Origin of the sequence: Agromyces salentinus, from assembly GCF_009749395.1 — a bacterium.
In the GTDB taxonomy this organism is placed as follows: domain Bacteria; phylum Actinomycetota; class Actinomycetes; order Actinomycetales; family Microbacteriaceae; genus Agromyces; species Agromyces salentinus.
Window position 1 is genome coordinate 1 of sequence record NZ_WBIR01000020.1, and the last position, 17246, is coordinate 17246.

At 70.5% G+C, this 17246-nt stretch carries 16 protein-coding genes and 1 rRNA gene; all 17 read left to right on the forward strand.

The genetic code is table 11. The features are described from left to right. A 5S ribosomal RNA gene (gene rrf / locus GQQ95_RS19830) occupies positions 1-74 on the forward strand; the annotation flags it as partial. Positions 75-187: 113 nt separating this feature from the next. Then, a complete protein-coding gene (locus GQQ95_RS16185; protein ID WP_157428659.1) occupies positions 188-2203 on the forward strand; it encodes a primosomal protein in 2016 nt (671 codons plus the stop codon). A 3-nt stretch (positions 2204-2206) separates the two neighbouring features. Continuing rightward, positions 2207-3238 carry an HAD-IIA family hydrolase gene (locus tag GQQ95_RS16190; RefSeq protein WP_157428660.1) on the forward strand — a complete coding sequence of 344 codons (1032 nt, stop codon included), beginning with the start codon at positions 2207-2209 and terminating at the stop codon, positions 3236-3238. Positions 3239-3321: 83 nt separating this feature from the next. After that, complete coding sequence (locus tag GQQ95_RS16195; RefSeq protein WP_157428661.1) at positions 3322-3486, forward strand: hypothetical protein; 165 nt, start codon at positions 3322-3324, stop codon at positions 3484-3486. Between the two features lie 3 nt (positions 3487-3489). After that, positions 3490-4299: a TlyA family RNA methyltransferase gene (locus tag GQQ95_RS16200; RefSeq protein ID WP_157428662.1), complete on the forward strand. Its 810-nt coding sequence runs from the start codon at positions 3490-3492 to the stop codon at positions 4297-4299. Further along, positions 4296-5210 carry an NAD kinase gene (locus GQQ95_RS16205; protein ID WP_344304486.1) on the forward strand — a complete coding sequence of 305 codons (915 nt, stop codon included), beginning with the start codon at positions 4296-4298 and terminating at the stop codon, positions 5208-5210. Before GQQ95_RS16200 ends, GQQ95_RS16205 begins: the two co-directional genes overlap by 4 nt. After that, positions 5203-6909: a DNA repair protein RecN gene (gene recN, locus GQQ95_RS16210; protein WP_157428664.1), complete on the forward strand. Its 1707-nt coding sequence runs from the start codon at positions 5203-5205 to the stop codon at positions 6907-6909. The genes GQQ95_RS16205 and recN overlap by 8 nt, the downstream gene beginning before the upstream one ends. Before the next feature lie 40 nt (positions 6910-6949). Continuing rightward, a complete protein-coding gene (gene pyrG, locus GQQ95_RS16215) occupies positions 6950-8725 on the forward strand; it encodes a CTP synthase (RefSeq protein ID WP_157428665.1) in 1776 nt (591 codons plus the stop codon). Then, the gene (locus GQQ95_RS16220) at positions 8718-9446 is read left to right on the forward strand and encodes an NUDIX domain-containing protein (protein ID WP_157428666.1); all 729 of its coding nucleotides are present in this window, start codon (positions 8718-8720) and stop codon (positions 9444-9446) included. The genes pyrG and GQQ95_RS16220 overlap by 8 nt, the downstream gene beginning before the upstream one ends. Positions 9447-9451: 5 nt before the next feature. Further along, entirely contained in the window at positions 9452-10363 is a 912-nt protein-coding gene (xerD, locus tag GQQ95_RS16225) for a site-specific tyrosine recombinase XerD (RefSeq protein WP_425482586.1), read from the forward strand. A 19-nt stretch (positions 10364-10382) separates the two neighbouring features. Further along, positions 10383-11309 carry a ParA family protein gene (locus GQQ95_RS16230; protein ID WP_157428667.1) on the forward strand — a complete coding sequence of 309 codons (927 nt, stop codon included), beginning with the start codon at positions 10383-10385 and terminating at the stop codon, positions 11307-11309. Positions 11310-11454: 145 nt separating this feature from the next. Beyond that, positions 11455-12216 (forward strand): segregation and condensation protein A, encoded by a 762-nt coding sequence (locus GQQ95_RS16235; protein ID WP_246205671.1) that lies wholly within the window; start codon positions 11455-11457, stop codon positions 12214-12216. Continuing rightward, entirely contained in the window at positions 12206-12997 is a 792-nt protein-coding gene (gene scpB, locus GQQ95_RS16240) for an SMC-Scp complex subunit ScpB (protein WP_157428669.1), read from the forward strand. Before GQQ95_RS16235 ends, scpB begins: the two co-directional genes overlap by 11 nt. Continuing rightward, positions 12990-13862 (forward strand): pseudouridine synthase, encoded by an 873-nt coding sequence (locus GQQ95_RS16245; RefSeq protein ID WP_157428670.1) that lies wholly within the window; start codon positions 12990-12992, stop codon positions 13860-13862. The genes scpB and GQQ95_RS16245 overlap by 8 nt, the downstream gene beginning before the upstream one ends. Further along, positions 13859-14941: a prephenate dehydrogenase gene (locus tag GQQ95_RS16250; RefSeq protein ID WP_157428671.1), complete on the forward strand. Its 1083-nt coding sequence runs from the start codon at positions 13859-13861 to the stop codon at positions 14939-14941. Before GQQ95_RS16245 ends, GQQ95_RS16250 begins: the two co-directional genes overlap by 4 nt. A gap of 2 nt (positions 14942-14943) precedes the next feature. After that, positions 14944-15630, forward strand: a complete 687-nt coding sequence (gene cmk / locus GQQ95_RS16255) for a (d)CMP kinase (protein ID WP_425482587.1) — start codon at positions 14944-14946, stop codon at positions 15628-15630. A 55-nt stretch (positions 15631-15685) separates the two neighbouring features. Continuing rightward, complete coding sequence (gene der, locus GQQ95_RS16260; protein ID WP_157428672.1) at positions 15686-17203, forward strand: ribosome biogenesis GTPase Der; 1518 nt, start codon at positions 15686-15688, stop codon at positions 17201-17203. Positions 17204-17246 lie beyond the last annotated feature (43 nt).

The following is a 17246-nucleotide window of genomic DNA, read 5'->3' on the forward strand; positions in this document are numbered from 1 at the left end:
ACCCGGAAGCTAAGACTCGCAGCGCCGATGGTACTGCAGGGGGGACCCTGTGGGAGAGTAGGACACCGCCGGACAACCATTCCAGGAAGGCCACCCCAACGGGGTGGCCTTCCTGCATTTAACAGACTTCCCCCGGACGACCGCAGTACGGTTGTCCGGGACAAACTTCACAGACGACGGGAACATCGTGAGCGACACGAACGACGACACGAGCAGGGGAGAGGCGCGCAACCGCGCCCCCCGCAGCGACGGGCGACCTCAGGGCAGCGGACGTGGAGCGAACGATGCCAGGGCGTCCCGCCCGGCCGGTGACCGTGACAACAAGCGCCCGTATGAGAAGCGTGAGGGTGGTTCGTCGCGCCCGTATGAGAAGCGTGAGGGTGGTTCGTCGCGTCCGTACGAGAAGCGTGAGGGTGGTTCGTCGCGCCCGTACGAGAAGCGCGATGGGGGTTCGTCGCGCCCGTACGAGAAGCGTGACGGTGGTGCGCCGCGTTCCTACGGCGACCGTGACAACAAGCGCCCCTACGAGAAGCGCGAAGGTGGTTCGTCGCGTCCGTACGAGAAGCGCGATGGGGGTTCGTCGCGCCCGTACGAGAAGCGCGATGGGGGTTCGTCGCGCCCGTACGAGAAGCGCGATGGGGGTTCGTCGCGCCCGTACGAGAAGCGCGAGGGTGGTTCGTCGCGCCCGTACGAGAAGCGTGACGGTGGTGCGCCGCGTTCCTACGGCGACCGTGACAACAAGCGCCCCTACGAGAAGCGCGAAGGTGGTTCGTCGCGTCCGTACGAGAAGCGCGACGGTGGTGCGCCGCGTTCCTACGGCGACCGTGACAGCAAGCGTCCGTACGAGAAGCGTGACGGTGGTTCGTCGCGTTCCTACGGCGACCGTGACAGCAAGCGTCCGTATGAGAAGCGCGAGGGTGGTTCGTCGCGTCCGTACGAGAAGCGCGAGGGTGGTTCGTCGCGTCCGTATGAGAAGCGCGACGGTGGTGCACCTCGCTCCTACGGCGACCGCGACAACAAGCGCCCCTACGAGAAGCGCGACGGCGGGTCGTCGCGTCCGTACGAGAAGCGCGACGGCGGGTCGTCGCGTCCGTACGAGAAGCGCGACGGGCAGTCCCGTCCGCACGGCGATCGGAACGATCGGCGGGACTCGACCGAGCCTCGCGACTTCCGTCGCGATTCGCCCGGTGCGTCCACGCTTGCGGTGCGTCCGCATCACGACGACCCGTTCATCCCGGAGACCATCGATGCGCGCGACCTCGACAAGGGGGCCCGCGCCGAGCTCAAGACCCTGAGCAAGGAGAACGCCGATTGGGTCGCCCGGCATCTCGTCGCGGCATCCATGTACCTCGACGACGACCCTGAACTCGCCCACGAGCATGCCCAGTCCGCGGGGCGCCGTGCCGGCCGGGTGGCCGTCGTCCGCGAGACGCTCGCGATCACCGCCTATGCAACGGGCGACTTCGCCCTCGCGCTGCGGGAACTCCGCACGTACCGTCGGATCTCCGGCAGCAACGACCAGCTGCCGCTGATGGTCGACAGCGAGCGAGGGGTCGGCCGTCCCGACCGCGCCCTCGAGGTGGGCCGCGCGGTCGACCGCAGCGAACTGCCCGCGGCCGTCCAGGTCGGGCTCGCCATCGCGATGTCCGGCGCGCGGCTCGATCTGGGGCAGGCCGAGCTGGCCCTCGCCGAGCTCGAGATCCCGCAACTCGACCCCGACCGGGCGTTCAGCTACAGCCCCGCGCTCTTCTCCGCGTACGCCGAGGTGCTCGACGAACTCGGCCAGACCGACGACGCCGCCGCCTGGCGTGCGCGTTCGGCTCGCGCCGAGGCCGCGCTCGGCGGTCCGGAACTCGATCTCGTCGAGATCTACGAGGTCGAGCTCGAGCCCGAACTCGACGGTGATGGTGACGTCGAAGAGCAGGCTGGCTCTGCTGATGCTGATGCTGATGCTGATGCTGATGCTGATGCTGATGCTGATGCTGATGCTGATGCTGATGCTGATGCTGATGCTGATGCTGATGCTGATGCTGATGCTGATGCTGATGCTGATGCTGATGCCGTGCCGGCCGATGGTGACGAGGCATCCGCTCGTGCCGAGCAGCCGGCCGACGAGCTCGAGGAGCTCGGTGACCCGGGCGATGTACTCGAGGACGACGTGCGCGCGGTCCTGGCCGAGGGCGACGACGAGGATCGGGCGTAGCGGGTGGGGCTGTTCCGCGCCAAGTCCGGCGGACGGGCGCCGCTCGATGCCGCCGACGCCGTCCTCGCCGATCTCGACGGAGTCGTCTACGCGGGCGCCGGGGCGATCCCGCATGCCGTCGAGAGCCTGAACTCCGCGAAGGAGCGCATGGCCGTCGGCTACATCACCAACAACGCTTCGCGCAGCGATGCATCCGTCGCCCGTCACCTCTCGGAGCTCGGTCTCTCGGTCGAAGCCTCGGACGTCGTCACGTCGCCGCAGGCCGCCATGCGCCTCCTCGACGAGCAGGTGCCCCCGGGCGCGCTGGTCATGGTCGTCGGCGGTGAAGGCATCGTCGTCGAGCTCGAGAAGCGCGGCTATCGCGTGACGAGATCGGCGGATGACGCGCCGGAGGCCGTCGTTCAGGGCTTCACGCCAGAGATCGGCTGGAAGGATCTCGCCGAGGCGGCATTCGCGCTGAACGCCGCGGGCGGGCCCGGATCCGACGCGCCGGGCATTCCGTGGATCGCGACGAACACGGACTGGACGATCCCTGTCGCCCGGGGCATCGCGCCCGGCAACGGAACCCTCGTCTCCGCGGTGCACACGGCGGTCGGACGTCTGCCGCTCGTGGCCGGCAAGCCCGAGACGCCGATCTTCGACGAGGCGAGACGCCGGTTCGGCGCTGAACGGCCGCTCGTCGTGGGCGACCGCCTCGACACCGACATCCTCGGGGCGAACCGGGCCGGCATGGCCAGCGCGCTGGTGCTCACCGGCATCGACCGGGCGAAGCAGGTGCTCGCCGCGGACGCTGCGAGCCGGCCCGACTTCATCGTCGCCGACCTCCGCGGGCTGTATGCGCCCTACCCGGAGACCGAAGAGGTGCGCGGTTCGGTGCGAGTGGGTCGCGCGCGAGTGCGCGTCGACGGGCGGCGCGTGCTGATCGAGTCCGAGGGCGACGATGAACTCGACCTCCTCCGGGCGGCGTGTGCGGCCATCTGGCGCTCCGGACAGGCGATCCACGTGCTCGACGTCCCGCCGGTGCTGTACGCCTGATCTCACTGGCGGCCGCCGGGCCCGGTCGACGGCTGCCGCCGAGGCACCGGCGCGCCGTCGGAGGCCTCGGGTAGCGTGGTGGGGTGAGTACAGACGACGCGCCCATCGAGGCATCCGACGAGGCCCGTGAGGCCATCGCCGCGATCGAGGAGCTCCCGCTCGAGGAGCGCGCGCCGGCCTACCTCGCCCTCGCCGAGCGGTTGCGGGCCGAGCTCGAGCAGTCCGATCCTGCTCGACGGTCAGACTGAACGATGACCGATCAACGCCTGGACGCCGCCCTCGCCGAGCGCGGGCTCGCGCGCTCCCGGACGCACGCTGCGACGCTCATCGCGGCGGGCCTCGTGACGGTCGACGGCCGACCGGCGGTCAAGCCGTCCCTCAAGGTCGACGAGCATCGCGAGCTCGCGGTGGCGGCATCCGACCATTACGTCTCGAGGGCCGCGCACAAGCTGATCGCGGCGCTCGACGGCTTCGGCGTCGATCCCGCCGGGCGCATCGCCCTCGACGCGGGCGCGTCGACCGGCGGCTTCAGCCAGGTGCTGCTCGAACGCGGAGCGCAGCAGGTGCTGGCCGTCGACGTCGGGCACGGCCAGCTCGCGCCCGAGTTGCTCGGCGCGCCCCGACTCGTGCTCGTCGAGGGATGCAACGTGCGATCGCTCGATCGACAGCTGCTGACGTCCTTGACCGGCACGTCGGAGCCGCCGTCGCTCGTGACGGCGGACCTCTCGTTCATCTCGCTGACCACCGTGCTGCCGGCCCTGGTCGCCACCGCCGAGGACGGCGCCGACTTCGTGCTGCTCGTCAAGCCGCAGTTCGAGGTGGGCCGCACGGGCGTGCGCGAGGGCATCGTGCACGACGCCGCCCTTCGGTCCGATGCCGTGGCGAATGTGCTCTGGGCGGCACACGACCTCGGCGTCGGTACCGCCGGCGTCATGTCCTCCCCAATCTCGGGTACCAGGGGCAATCATGAGTATCTCGTGCACCTCGACGCCCGGAGGGGAACCAATCCGACAGAATGGATGCGTCGGGTCGAGCAGATGACGGGAGGCAGTGGCGAGTGAATGAAGCGCGGCACTTCCTCGTGGTCTCGCATACCGGCCGGTCAGCCGCACTCACGGCGACCGGTGAGGTCTGCTCCCAGCTCATCGCGGCGGGCGCCGTGCCGGTGATCGCCGACGAGCAGTGGAACGACGTGCACGAGTTCATCCCGGAGTTGAACGGGTCGGTGCGCCGGCTCGAGGAGATGGATGCGTCGCTCATCGAGCTCGTGATCGTCCTCGGCGGCGACGGCACGATCCTCCGCGCGGCAGAACTGGTCCGCGACCAGCGAGTCGCCCTCCTCGGGGTCAACCTCGGGCATGTGGGGTTCCTCGCCGAGAGCGAGCGCGATGACCTCGGCTACACAGTGCAGCGTGCGCTCGCGCGCGACTACGTCGTCGAGGAGCGCATGACGCTCTCGGTCCGGGCGAAGATCGGCGAGCAGATCGTCTACGAGAGCTGGGCGCTCAACGAGGTCTCGGTCGAGAAGGCCGAGCGAGAGCGCATGATCGAGGTCGTCATCGAGGTCGACCGGCGCCCGTTGTCCTCCTTCGGCTGCGACGGGGTCGTCATGTCCACCCCGACGGGGTCGACCGCATACGCCTTCTCCGCCGGTGGCCCGGTCGTCTGGCCCGGGCTCGAGGCGCTGCTGCTCGTGCCGCTCAGCGCTCACGCGCTGTTCGCGCGGCCCCTCGTCGTCGCGGCCGACTCGTCGCTCGCGGTCGAGGTGCTGCAGCGTACCGACACGTCCGCGGTCATCTGGTGCGACGGTCGTCGCTCGTTCGACCTCCCGGCGGGCGCGCGGGTCGTGGTCCGCAGGTCACCGGTTCCGGTGCGGCTGGCTCGGCTGCACGAGGCGCCGTTCACCGACCGGCTCGTGAACAAGTTCCAGTTGCCCGTGAGCGGATGGCGAGGACCGGTGGGCCGTGATTGACGAACTCGGAATTCGGGACCTGGGGGTGATCGCCGAGGCGACCCTGCCGCTGGGCCCCGGCTTCACCGCCGTGACCGGCGAGACCGGTGCGGGCAAGACCATGGTCGTCACCGCCCTCGGCCTCCTGCTCGGTGCGCGAGCCGATGCCGGTTCCGTGCGTTCCGGCGCGAAGCAGGCGTGGGTCGAGGGGCGCTGGTTCGTGCCGGGCGACGGGCCCGTCGCCGAGCGCGTCGCCGAGACGGGTGGCGAGATCGAGGCGGGTGAACTCCTCCTCGGCAGGTCGGTGTCGTCCGAGGGCCGCAGCAAGGCGGTCGTCGGCGGGCGGAGTGCTCCCATCGGCGTGCTCACCGAGCTGGGCGAAGAGCTCGTGGTCGTGCACGGCCAGGCCGACCAGCAGCGACTCAGGTCCGCCGTGGCCCAGCGTGACGCCCTCGATCGGTTCGCCGGCGCGACGTTGCAGTCCGCCCTGGTGGAATACCGCGCCGCGTTCACGAGATGGCACGCCGACGCCGCCGAGCTCGAGGAACTCACGGCCGCCCACGATGCGCGACTTCGTGAAGCCGCCGAGCTCCGTGAAGCGCTCGACGAGCTCGAGGCGGTCGACCCGCAACCGGGCGAGGACGTCGAGCTGAGCGAGCGCTCCGACCGGCTCTCGAACCTCGAGGAGCTGCGCCTCGCCGCGGCCCAGGCGCACGCGCTCATCTCCTCCGACGAGGTCGTCGACGACGCCCCCGACGCGGTGGCCCTGGTGGACGGCGCGAAGCGCCAACTGGAGCGGGTCCTCGAGCACGACTCCGGCCTCGCTCCGATCGCCGAGGTCCTGCAGAACGCGGGGTTCCTGCTCGCCGACGCAGCAGCCGAACTCGCCGGATACATCGCGGGCCTCGACGCCGACGGCGCGCGCGAGCTCGAGATCGTGCAGGAGCGGCGGGCGCAGCTCACCGCGCTCATCCGCCGGCATGGGACGACCCTCGACGACGTGCTCGAGTTCCGCCGCACCGGTGGGCTGCGCCTCGTCGAGCTCGACGGCGACGACGAGCGGATCGAGCTGCTCGCGACCTCCGTCACCGAGAGCGCAGCCGAGGTCGACCGACTCGCCGCCAGGGTGACGGAGCTGCGCACCGATGCGGCCGGACGGCTGGCCGCTGCGGTGACCGTGGAGCTCGCCGCGCTGGCGATGCCGGACGCCCGGCTCAGCGTGGTCGTCGATGCAGACCACGAGCCGGCGGTGCACGGCCGCGACCAGGTCTCGATCCTGCTCCAGCCGCATCCGGGCGCCGAGCCGCGGTCGGTCTCCAAGGGTGCGTCAGGAGGGGAGCTCTCGCGCGTCATGCTCGCGATCGAGGTCGTCATCGCCGGAACGGACCCGGTGCCCACCTTCGTCTTCGACGAGGTCGACGCGGGAGTCGGCGGCGCCGCGGCCATCGAGATCGGCCGACGTCTCGCCCGGCTGGCGGAGCGCTCGCAGGTCATCGTCGTCACGCACCTCGCACAGGTCGCCGCCTTCGCCACGAACCACCTGAGCGTGGTCAAGGGCACCGACGGGCGCGTCACCGAGTCCAGCGTGCGTCGCCTCGAGGGGGCCGAACGCGAGGCCGAGATGGCCAGGCTCCTGTCCGGACTCGCCGAATCCGAGAGCGGTGTCGCCCACGCTCGCGAATTGCTCGAACTCGCCTCGGAGCGGGCCAGAACGGGCTGAACAGGGCCCAAGCACGCCCGGCGCAGGCGCCGAGCGATCGATGAAGGGGGAGCGCGTGCAGGATGTCGAGCCCAGTCACGCCAAACGTGGCTTAGACTATAAGCCCGTGGTGGAAGAACGCGGAATAGCGCAGTCAGGCGCACAGAACTCAGACGACACGACCAAGCACATCTTCGTGACCGGTGGTGTCGTTTCTTCATTGGGCAAGGGGCTCACAGCAGCCAGTCTCGGCAACCTGCTCACCGCGCGCGGTCTCCGTGTCGTGATGCAGAAGCTCGATCCCTACCTCAACGTCGATCCCGGAACCATGAACCCGTTCCAGCACGGCGAGGTCTTCGTGACCGACGACGGCGCTGAGACCGACCTCGACATCGGCCACTATGAGCGATTCCTCGACATCGACCTCAGCCAGGCGGCCAACGTCACGACCGGCCAGATCTACTCGACGGTCATCGCGAAGGAACGTCGCGGCGAGTACCTCGGCGACACCGTGCAGGTCATCCCGCACATCACCGACGAGATCAAGCGCCGGATGCGGCTCCAGGCGACGGAATCCCCGAAGCCCGACGTGATCATCACCGAGATCGGCGGCACCGTCGGCGACATCGAGTCGCAGCCGTTCATCGAGTCGGCCCGCCAGGTCCGGCACGAACTCGGGCGCAAGAACGTCTTCTTCGTGCACGTGTCCCTGGTGCCCTACATGGGCGCCTCGGGAGAGCAGAAGACGAAGCCCACGCAGCACTCGGTCGCGGCCCTGCGATCGATCGGCATCCAGCCCGACGCCCTGGTGCTCCGCAGCGACCGGCCCGTCACCGAATCGAACAAGCGCAAGATCGCCCTCATGTGCGACGTCGACGAGGCCGCGGTCGTGAACGCGGTCGACGTGCCGTCGATCTACGACATCCCGACGATGCTGCACGACCAGGGTCTCGACGCGTACATCATCGACGCCCTGGGCCTCGACCAGAAGGCGGCCGACGTCGACTGGTCGGGATGGAGCAGCCTGCTCGACGTCGTCCACGACCCCAAGCACGAGGTCACGATCGGCCTGGTCGGCAAGTACATCGACCTGCCCGACGCCTACCTCTCCGTCACCGAGGCGCTGCGCGCCGGCGGGTTCGCCAACGACGCGAAGGTCAAGATCGAGTGGATCCCGTCCGACGAGTGCCAGACGCCCGAGGGGGCGCACCGGCACCTGTCGGGTCTCGACGGGATCTGCGTGCCCGGCGGATTCGGCGTGCGCGGCATCGAGGGCAAGCTCGGGGCGCTCCGCTACGCGCGTGAGAATGGCATCCCGACGCTGGGGCTCTGCCTCGGTTTGCAGTGCATGGTCATCGAGTACTCGCGCAACGTCGTCGGCCTCGAGGGTGCGTCCTCCAGCGAGTTCGACCCCGACACCGAGTTCCCGGTCATCGCGACGATGGAGGAGCAGGTCGAGATCATCGCCGGTGGGGACCTCGGCGGCACCATGCGCCTGGGCCTCTACCCGGCTGCCCTCGCCGAGGGGTCGATCGCGGCGGAGGTGTACGGTTCGACGCTCGTCTCCGAGCGTCACCGCCACCGCTACGAGGTCAACAACTCGTTCCGCGACCGCATCGCCGATGCCGGTCTCGTCTTCTCGGGCACCTCGCCCGACCGGCATCTCGTCGAGTTCGTCGAGCTGCCGCGGGACGTGCACCCGTACTACATCGCGACCCAGGCCCACCCCGAACTGCGCAGCCGCCCCAACCAGGCGCACCCGCTGTTCCGGGGTCTCGTCGCGGCATCCCTCGAGCGGCAGAAGGCCAGCCTGCTCTTCGATGACGCGAATGCCTGATCCGCTCGACCTCGAGGTCGAGCCGCTCGCCGACGAACGGGTCTCCGTGCCCGTGTCGGCGAGCGAGCTCGCCTTCGAGGGGCGGGTGTGGGACATCCGCCGGGAGACGTTCGACCTGGGCGGCGGTCCGATCGTCCGCGACTACATGGACCATCCCGGCGCCGTCGCGGTCCTCGCCCTCGACGAGGAAGATCGCGCGTTCCTGATCCGCCAGTACCGGCATCCGGTGCGAACGCGCGACTGGGAGATCCCGGCGGGACTGCTCGATGTGGGTGGCGAGGATCCGCTCGAGGCGGCGAAGCGCGAGCTCGCCGAGGAGGGCGACCTCGAGGCATCCGACTGGTCGGTGCTCTCGGACTTCTTCACGTCGCCCGGCGGCAGTGACGAGGCCCTTCGCATCTACCTCGCACGGGGCCTCACCGCCACCGCCTCGGCGTTCGCACGTGAAGACGAGGAGGCGCACATCGAGATGCGCTGGGTGCCGCTCGACGACTGCGTCGAGGCGGTGCTCGCCCGGCGGGTGCAGAACCCGTCGCTCGTCATCGGCATCCTCGCCGCGCACGCATCCAAGGCGCTCGGCTGGCGCACCCTCGGTCCGGCGGATGCCCCGTGGCCGGGGCGTTCCACTCCGCGGATCGCGGGGAGCCGGGCCGGAGAGGCCGTGCACGCGGCATCCGACCAGGCCCGAGGCTCGGACCGGGCGCCGGCGGCGCACGGCTGAACGGCGTGCCCGTGCCCGGTCCGTCGGCGGTCGACGCGTACCTCCGTCACCTGACGGTCGAGCGCGGCCTCGCCCGCAACACGGTGGCGTCCTACCGGCGCGACCTCGCGATCTACGCCGGCTGGCTCGCCGACGAAGGACTCGACGGGCCGGCCGCCGTCGGCGAGCAGGACCTCTCGCGCTTCATCCGGTACCTCGGCGTCGATCGGGTGCCGCCGCTCGCGACCTCCTCGATCGCCCGGGTAGTCTCGACGGTGCGGGGCCTGCACCGCTTCCTGGTCGACGAGGGACTCATCGAGGCGGATGTCTCGCGCGATCTCCGCCCGCCGAAGCTGCCCATGCGGCTGCCGAAGGCGATCTCGGTCGAGGACGTCGAAGCGCTCCTCGCGGCCGCCGGCGGTGAGGAGGTCGTCGAGCTGAGGGATGCCGCGCTGCTCGAGGTGCTCTACGCGACGGGCGCGCGCGTGTCGGAGGCCATCGGGCTCAACGTCGACGATCTCGTCGACGGCGACGTGGTGCGGCTCTTCGGCAAGGGCGGCAAGCAGCGCATCGTGCCGCTCGGCTCGTACGCACGAGCCGCGCTCGACGCCTACCTCGTGCGTTCGCGGCCGATGCTCTCCGTGCGCGGCACGGCGACGCCGGCCCTGTTCCTCGGTGTCCGCGGTCGACGGATGTCGCGGCAGACGGCGTGGGAGGTCATCCGCGATGCCGCCGAACGCGCCGGCCTCGCGGTGGCGGTCTCGCCGCACACCCTGCGTCACTCGTTCGCGACGCACCTGCTCGAGGGCGGCGCCGACGTCCGTGTCGTGCAGGAGTTGCTGGGCCACTCGTCGGTCGCCACGACCCAGATCTACACCCTCGTCACGGCTGACACACTCCGGGAGATGTACACGGCCGCCCACCCGCGCGCTCGCTAGAATCGACCAAGCGACTCGCATGACGAGCGGCCGGCAGGCAGCAGGAGAGAGACCACACGTGACCAACCAGACGCGCGACTCGGCGGACGCGCTCGCGACGCTCCCGCCCGAGCTCGGTCCGACCGGTCGTCCCCACCGTGAGTTCCCAGCGCCGAAGCCGCTGCGTTCCCATGGGCCCGCTCGCATCATCGCCCTCTGCAACCAGAAGGGCGGAGTCGGCAAGACCACGACAACGATCAATCTCGGCGCGACGCTGGCGGAGTACGGTCGCCGCGTGCTCGCGGTCGACTTCGACCCGCAGGGTGCGCTCTCGGCAGGCCTCGGCGTGCAGACCCACGACGTTCCCACGATCTACGACCTCCTGCTCTCGCGAGCGATCGATCCCAAGGACGCGATCCAGCATTCGAGCGTCGAGGGCCTCGACGTGATCCCGGCGAACATCGACCTGTCGGCCGCCGAGATCAACCTCGTGAACGAGGTCGCCCGGGAGCAGATCCTCGCCGGGGTGCTCCGCAAGGTCTCGGCCGATTACGACGTCATCCTCATCGACTGCCAGCCCTCGCTCGGGCTGCTGACGGTCAACGCCCTCACGGCGGCGCACGGCGTCGTGATCCCGCTCGAGTGCGAGTACTTCGCGCTGCGCGGCGTCGCGCTGCTCATCGAGACGATCGACAAGGTCCGCGACCGGTTGAACCCGGCCATCACGCTCGACGGCATCCTCGCGACCATGTACGACTCGCGCACGCTGCACTCGCGCGAGGTCCTCGAGCGCGTGGTCGACGCCTTCGGCGACGACGTGCTCGAGACCGTCATCACGCGCACCGTGAAGTTCCCCGATGCGACCGTCGCGGCCACGCCGATCACCGAGTTCGCGCCCGAGCACCAGGCCTCCAAGTCGTACCGTCAGCTCGCGAGGGAGCTGGTCTTCCGTGGCGCGGTCGCCTGAGGCCGTTCCGGTCTCGGGGGAGCAGGCGCCCGGCGGCGAGGCCGGCACTGCCGGGGCGTCCACCCTCGCAGGTGCGGCGGTCGCGGCATCCGACGATGCCGGGCCTGTCACGGCAACCGAACAGGATGCCGGCTTCCGCGTCGCGCTGACGAACTTCGAGGGCCCGTTCGACCTGCTGCTCTCGCTCATCGCCAAGCACGAGATGGACATCACCGAGGTGTCGCTCTCGGCCGTGACGGATGAGTTCATCTCGTACCTGCGAGGTGTGGACTCCGCCGAGGAACTCGACCGCGCCTCGGAGTTCCTCGTCGTCGCGGCGACGCTGCTCGACCTGAAGGTCGCCGGACTGCTTCCGCAGGGCGAACTCGTCGACGCCGAGGACGTCGCCCTCCTCGAGGCGCGCGACCTGCTCTTCGCGCGCCTGCTGCAGTACCGGGCGTTCAAGGAGGCCGCGCGCTGGTTCCAGGCGGGGCTCGACGCGGAGGGCACGCGGCATCCGCGGACCGTTCGCCTGGAAGACAAGTTCCGCCAACGCGCTCCCGAGCTGCGCTGGACCCTCAGCGCCGACGACTTCGCCGCGCTGGCGACCCTCGCCCTCACGCCGCCCGAGATCCCGGTCGTCGGGCTCACGCACCTGCACGCGCCGCTCGTGTCCATCCGGGAGCAGGCCGCGCATGTCGTCTCGGTGCTGCGTCGGGGCGAGCCGGTGAGCTTCCGCCAGCTCATCGCCGGCGTGACTCGGCCCGGCGTCGTGGTCGCCCGTTTCCTCGCCGTGCTCGAGCTCTACCGCCACGCCGCCATCGGATTCGACCAGGTCGAACCGCTCGGTGAGCTCACCCTGCACTGGGCCGCCGAGACGTGGTCCGACGCCAACCTCGAGGCCCTGGGAGCCGACTATGACGAGTGACACGGATGCCGCCGTGAACGAGACGGATGCCGTGACGGGCGACACGGATACCGAGGGTGTGGCGGATGTCGCGGAGAGCGTAGCGAACGGCGCGGATGCCGCGACCGACGCTCCGCAGGCACGCGTCCGGCAGCACGGCCCCGAGCTCTCGATCGTCACGCCGCTCGACGTGCCCGGCCAGCCGCACCTCGATCTCGACCGGGCGCTGGAGGCGATCCTGTTCATCGCGGACGAGCCGCAGAGCGTCATCCACCTCGCGGCCGCGGTCTCCCGGCCGGTGGCCGAGGTCCGTGCCGCGATCGCGCGGCTCCGGGCCGACTACGACGGCGAGGCCGGCTCGGGCGAGCCGCGCACGGACGTGGCGGGCGACGAGGCGTCGGCACGCGGCATCCGCCGGGCCTTCGAACTGCGCGAGGTCGGCGGCGGGTGGCGGTTCTACGTCCGGACCGACTACGACACGCTGGTGTCCGATTTCGTGATCGCGCAGACGTCGACGAGACTTTCGCAGGCGGCACTCGAGACGCTCTCGGTGATCGCCTACAAGCAGCCGATCTCCCGATCGCAGATCGCCTCGATCCGTGCGGTGAACGTCGACTCGGTCGTGCGCACGCTGCTCGGGCGCGGCCTCATCACCGAGGTCGACACGGATGCCGAGACGGGCGCCCTGCTCTACGGCACCACCGACCTGCTGCTCACCAACCTCGGCATCAACTCGCTCGACGAGCTGCCCCACATCTCCCCGTTGCTCGACGACGGCCAGGAAGGATTCGACCGTGACTGAGAACACCGCCCCCCACTGGAGCGACCCCGTCGAGGGCGTGCGCCTGCAGAAGGTGCTCGCCGCGGCGGGCGTCGCGAGCCGGCGCGTGGTCGAGCAGTACATCGTCGAGGGTCGCATCGAGGTCAACGGCGTCGTCGTGACCGAGCTCGGCCGCCGCATCGACCCCGAGGCCGATCTCGTCGCCGTCGACGGCGTGGCCATCCAGCTCGACCCGGGCAAGCGGTACTACATGCTCAACAAGCCGCGCGGCGTCGTCTCGTCGATGCGCGACGAGCAGGGCCGACCCGACCTGCGGCAGTTCACGGACGAGCTCGAGGAGCGCGTCTACAACGTCGGTCGCCTCGACGGCGAGACGAGCGGACTGCTGCTGCTCACGAACGACGGCGACCTCGCGCACGTGCTCGCGCACCCCTCGTTCGGCGTCGAGAAGACATACATCGCGAAGGTCAAGGGCCGGGTCCTGCCGCAGACGATCCAGCAGTTGAAGCAGGGGATCGAGCTCGAGGACGGCCCCATCCGGGCCGACCGTGCGAAGGTCAGGCAGCATCAGGGCGACGACCGCCATTCGATCGTCGAGCTCACCCTGCACTCCGGGCGCAACAGGATCGTCCGGCGGATGCTCGCCGAGGTGGGGCATCCGGTCGTCGACCTCGTGCGTCGCAGCTTCGGTCCGCTGCACCTCGGGACGCTGCGCGTGGGCGTCATGCGCGAGCTCACCGACACCGAGCGCGGGCTGCTGCTGACCATCTCGCGCGAGGCCGACGAGGCGCGCGCACGCGGCGGCGACGCCGCTCCCGTCGATGCCGCTCCCGGCGGCGCTGCCGATGACGCCAGCGGCGCCGGGCACGCCGAGGAGGAGTCGTGACCGAAGCCCGGCTCACGGGGCCCGTCCGGGTCGTCGGGGTCGGACTGCTCGGCGCGAGCATCGGGCTGGGCCTGCGCGCCAAGGGCGTCGAGGTCATCCTCGCCGACGCCTCGCCGACGCACCTCGCGATCGCGGCCGACTACGGCGCGGGCCGCCCCGCGGCGCCCGGGGACGCGCCGCAACTCGTGGTCGTCTGCGTACCCCCCGACGTCACGGCCGACGTCGTGGCATCCGAGCTGGCTGCCTACCCGACGGCGATCGTGACGGATGTCGCGAGCGTGAAGCTCGCCATCCACGACGACCTCGTCGCGCGCGGCGCCGACGTCTCCCGCTACCTCGGCACGCACCCGATGGCCGGACGCGAGGTCGGCGGACCGATGTCGGGTCGCGCCGACCTCTTCCTGGGGCGCCCGTGGGTGGTCGCCGGGCACGACGGCATCTCGTACCGCGACGCGTCGGTCGTCGACGACCTGATCCTCGACCTCGGTGCGACCCTCGTCGAGCTCACGCCCGAGCAGCACGACCGAGCCGTCGCGCTCGTCTCGCACGTGCCGCAGGTGGTCTCCACGCTGATGGCGCGGCGCCTCATCGACGCGCCGCACGCGTCGGTGAACCTCGCCGGCCAGGGACTCCGCGACGTCACCCGGGTGGCCGCGAGCGACCCCGAGCTCTGGGTGCAGATCCTCGGCCAGAACGCCGCGCCCGTGATCGAGATCCTGCGCGGCTACCGCGACGACCTCGACCGCTTCATCGAGGCCCTCGGCGACCTCGAGGCACCGGGCGCCCGCCGCCGCATCGCCGAGGAGCTGTTCGGTGGCAACACCGGGGTCGAGCGCCTGCCGGGCAAGCACGGCGTCGACCGTCGCTACGCGAGCCTCATCGTCCTGGTGGACGACCGGCCCGGCCAGCTCGCCCGCCTCTTCCACGACGTCGGCGACGCCGGCGTCAACCTCGAGGACCTCCGCCTCGAGCACTCGCCGGGAGCCCAGGTGGGCCTCGCCGAGATCTTCGTGCTCCCCGAGGTACAGGAGCGCCTCACCGATGAGCTGGCCGCGCGCGGCTGGCGGATTGCAGGTTGAACGTGACGTCCCCCGAGATCCCCGTGGTCGTCGCGATCGACGGTCCCGCCGGCAGCGGCAAGTCGAGCGTGTCGAAGGCCGTTGCACGGCGGCTCGGCTACGGCTTCCTCGACACCGGTGCGGCGTATCGGGCCCTCGCCTGGCATGTCCAGGCATCCGGGATCGACACGGATGACGCGGCATCCGTCGTGGCCTCGCTCGCGAGCTTCGACGTCCGCATCGGAACCGACCCGGCCGGGTACGCCGTGCACGTCGGCGACGTCGACGTGACCACCGCCATCCGCGACCCCGAGATCTCCGCGGTCGTGAGCCGGGTGGCCCGCGTGCCCGAGGTGCGCACGCATCTCATCGAGCTCTTCCGCGCGAGCATGGCCCTCGAGTCCAGGCCGGGCATCGTGGTCGAGGGGCGCGACATCACCACCGTCGTCGCGCCCGACGCGCCGGTGCGGATCCTGCTCACCGCCTCGCCCGAGGTTCGTGCCGCGCGCCGTTCGGCCGAGCTCGTCGGCTCGGCGACGACCTCCGTGGGGGACGCGCTCCGAGCCCGCGACGAGGCCGATTCGAAGGTCGTCGAGTTCATGACGGCTGCCGACGGCGTGACGACGGTCGACTCCACGGAACTCGATTTCGACCAGACGGTGGATGCCGTGATCGCGGTCATCGGGAACATTCAGCCGGTCACTGATTGAATAGACCGGGGCGCTCCTCGATCAGGCGCGCCCGCAGAACTTTGAGGAGACACCCATGACCGACCAGCGCGACGAGTACGACGACGCCGTCGTCGATGACGACCGCCTCGCCGACCGCCTCGCCGACGTCGACGACGAGCTCGCCGAACAGCGGGCCGCGGCGCTGCGGACGGGCCTCTCCGACTACGACCTCGACGAGGACGACCTCGAGGTGCTCGACGCGTCGGAGGAGGGCGAGGACGGCATCCGCTATCTCCCGGCCCTGCCGGTCGTGGCGATCGTCGGACGTCCGAACGTCGGCAAGTCCGCCCTCGTGAACCGCATCCTCGGCCGCCGCGAGGCGGTCGTCGAGGACACCCCCGGGGTCACCCGCGACCGCGTCGCGTACAAGGGCGAGTGGCTCGACCGCCGATTCACCCTCGTCGACACCGGCGGATGGGAGCCCGACGCGAAGGGCATCGACGCCTCCGTCGCCGCGCAGGCCGAGGTCGCGATCGACCTCTGCGACGTCGTCCTGTTCGTGGTCGACGCCACCGTCGGCGCGACCTCGACCGATGAGCACGTCGTGCGCCTGCTCCGCAAGACGAAGAAGCCGGTCTTCCTCGTCGCGAACAAGGTCGACGACGCGCGCCAGGAGTCCGAGGCCGCAGCGCTCTGGAACCTCGGCCTCGGCGAGCCGCACCCGGTCTCGGCACTGCATGGCCGCGGCGTCGCCGACATGCTCGAGGCCGTCTTCAAGGTGCTCCCGCAGGTCTCGGCCGTCGCGAAGGACGAATTCGGCGGACCCCGCCGCGTCGCGATCCTCGGGCGCCCGAACGTCGGCAAGTCGAGCCTGCTGAACAAGGCGGCCGGCGAGGAGCGCGTCGTCGTCAACGAGCTCGCGGGCACGACCCGCGACCCCGTCGACGAGCAGATCGAGCTCGGCGGCAAGATCTGGCGCTTCGTCGACACCGCCGGCATCCGTCGTCGCGTGCACCTCCAGCAGGGCGCCGACTTCTACGCGTCGCTCCGCACACAGGCGGCGCTCGAGAAGGCCGAGGTCGCCGTGGTGCTCCTCGACGTCTCGCAGCCGATCTCCGAGCAGGACGTGCGCATCATCGACCTCGTGCTCGAGTCGGGCCGCGCCCTCGTGCTCGCCTACAACAAGTGGGACCTGCTCGACGACGACCGCCGACGCTACCTCGAGCGCGAGATCGAGAAGGACCTGCACCACGTCGCCTGGGCGCCGCGTGTCAACATCTCGGCCCGCACCGGCCGCCACCTGGAGAAGCTCGTGCCGGCCCTCGAAACCGCGCTCGAGTCCTGGGACACGCGCATCGCGACGGGCAAGTTCAACGCCTTCCTCACCGAGCTCACGCAGGAGACCCCGCACCCCGTGCGCGGCGGCAAGCAGCCCCGCGTCCTGTTCGGCACGCAGGCCGCGAGCCGTCCGCCGACCTTCGTGCTCTTCACGACCGGGTTCCTCGACGCGGGCTACCGCCGGTTCATCCAGCGGCGCCTGCGTGAGATCTACGGCTTCGCCGGATCGCCCATCGTGATCAACATGCGCGTGCGCGAGAAGCGGCAGCGATAGCGGCTCCCGAAGCGCCGGCCGTTCGGCTCAGCCCGCGTTCGGC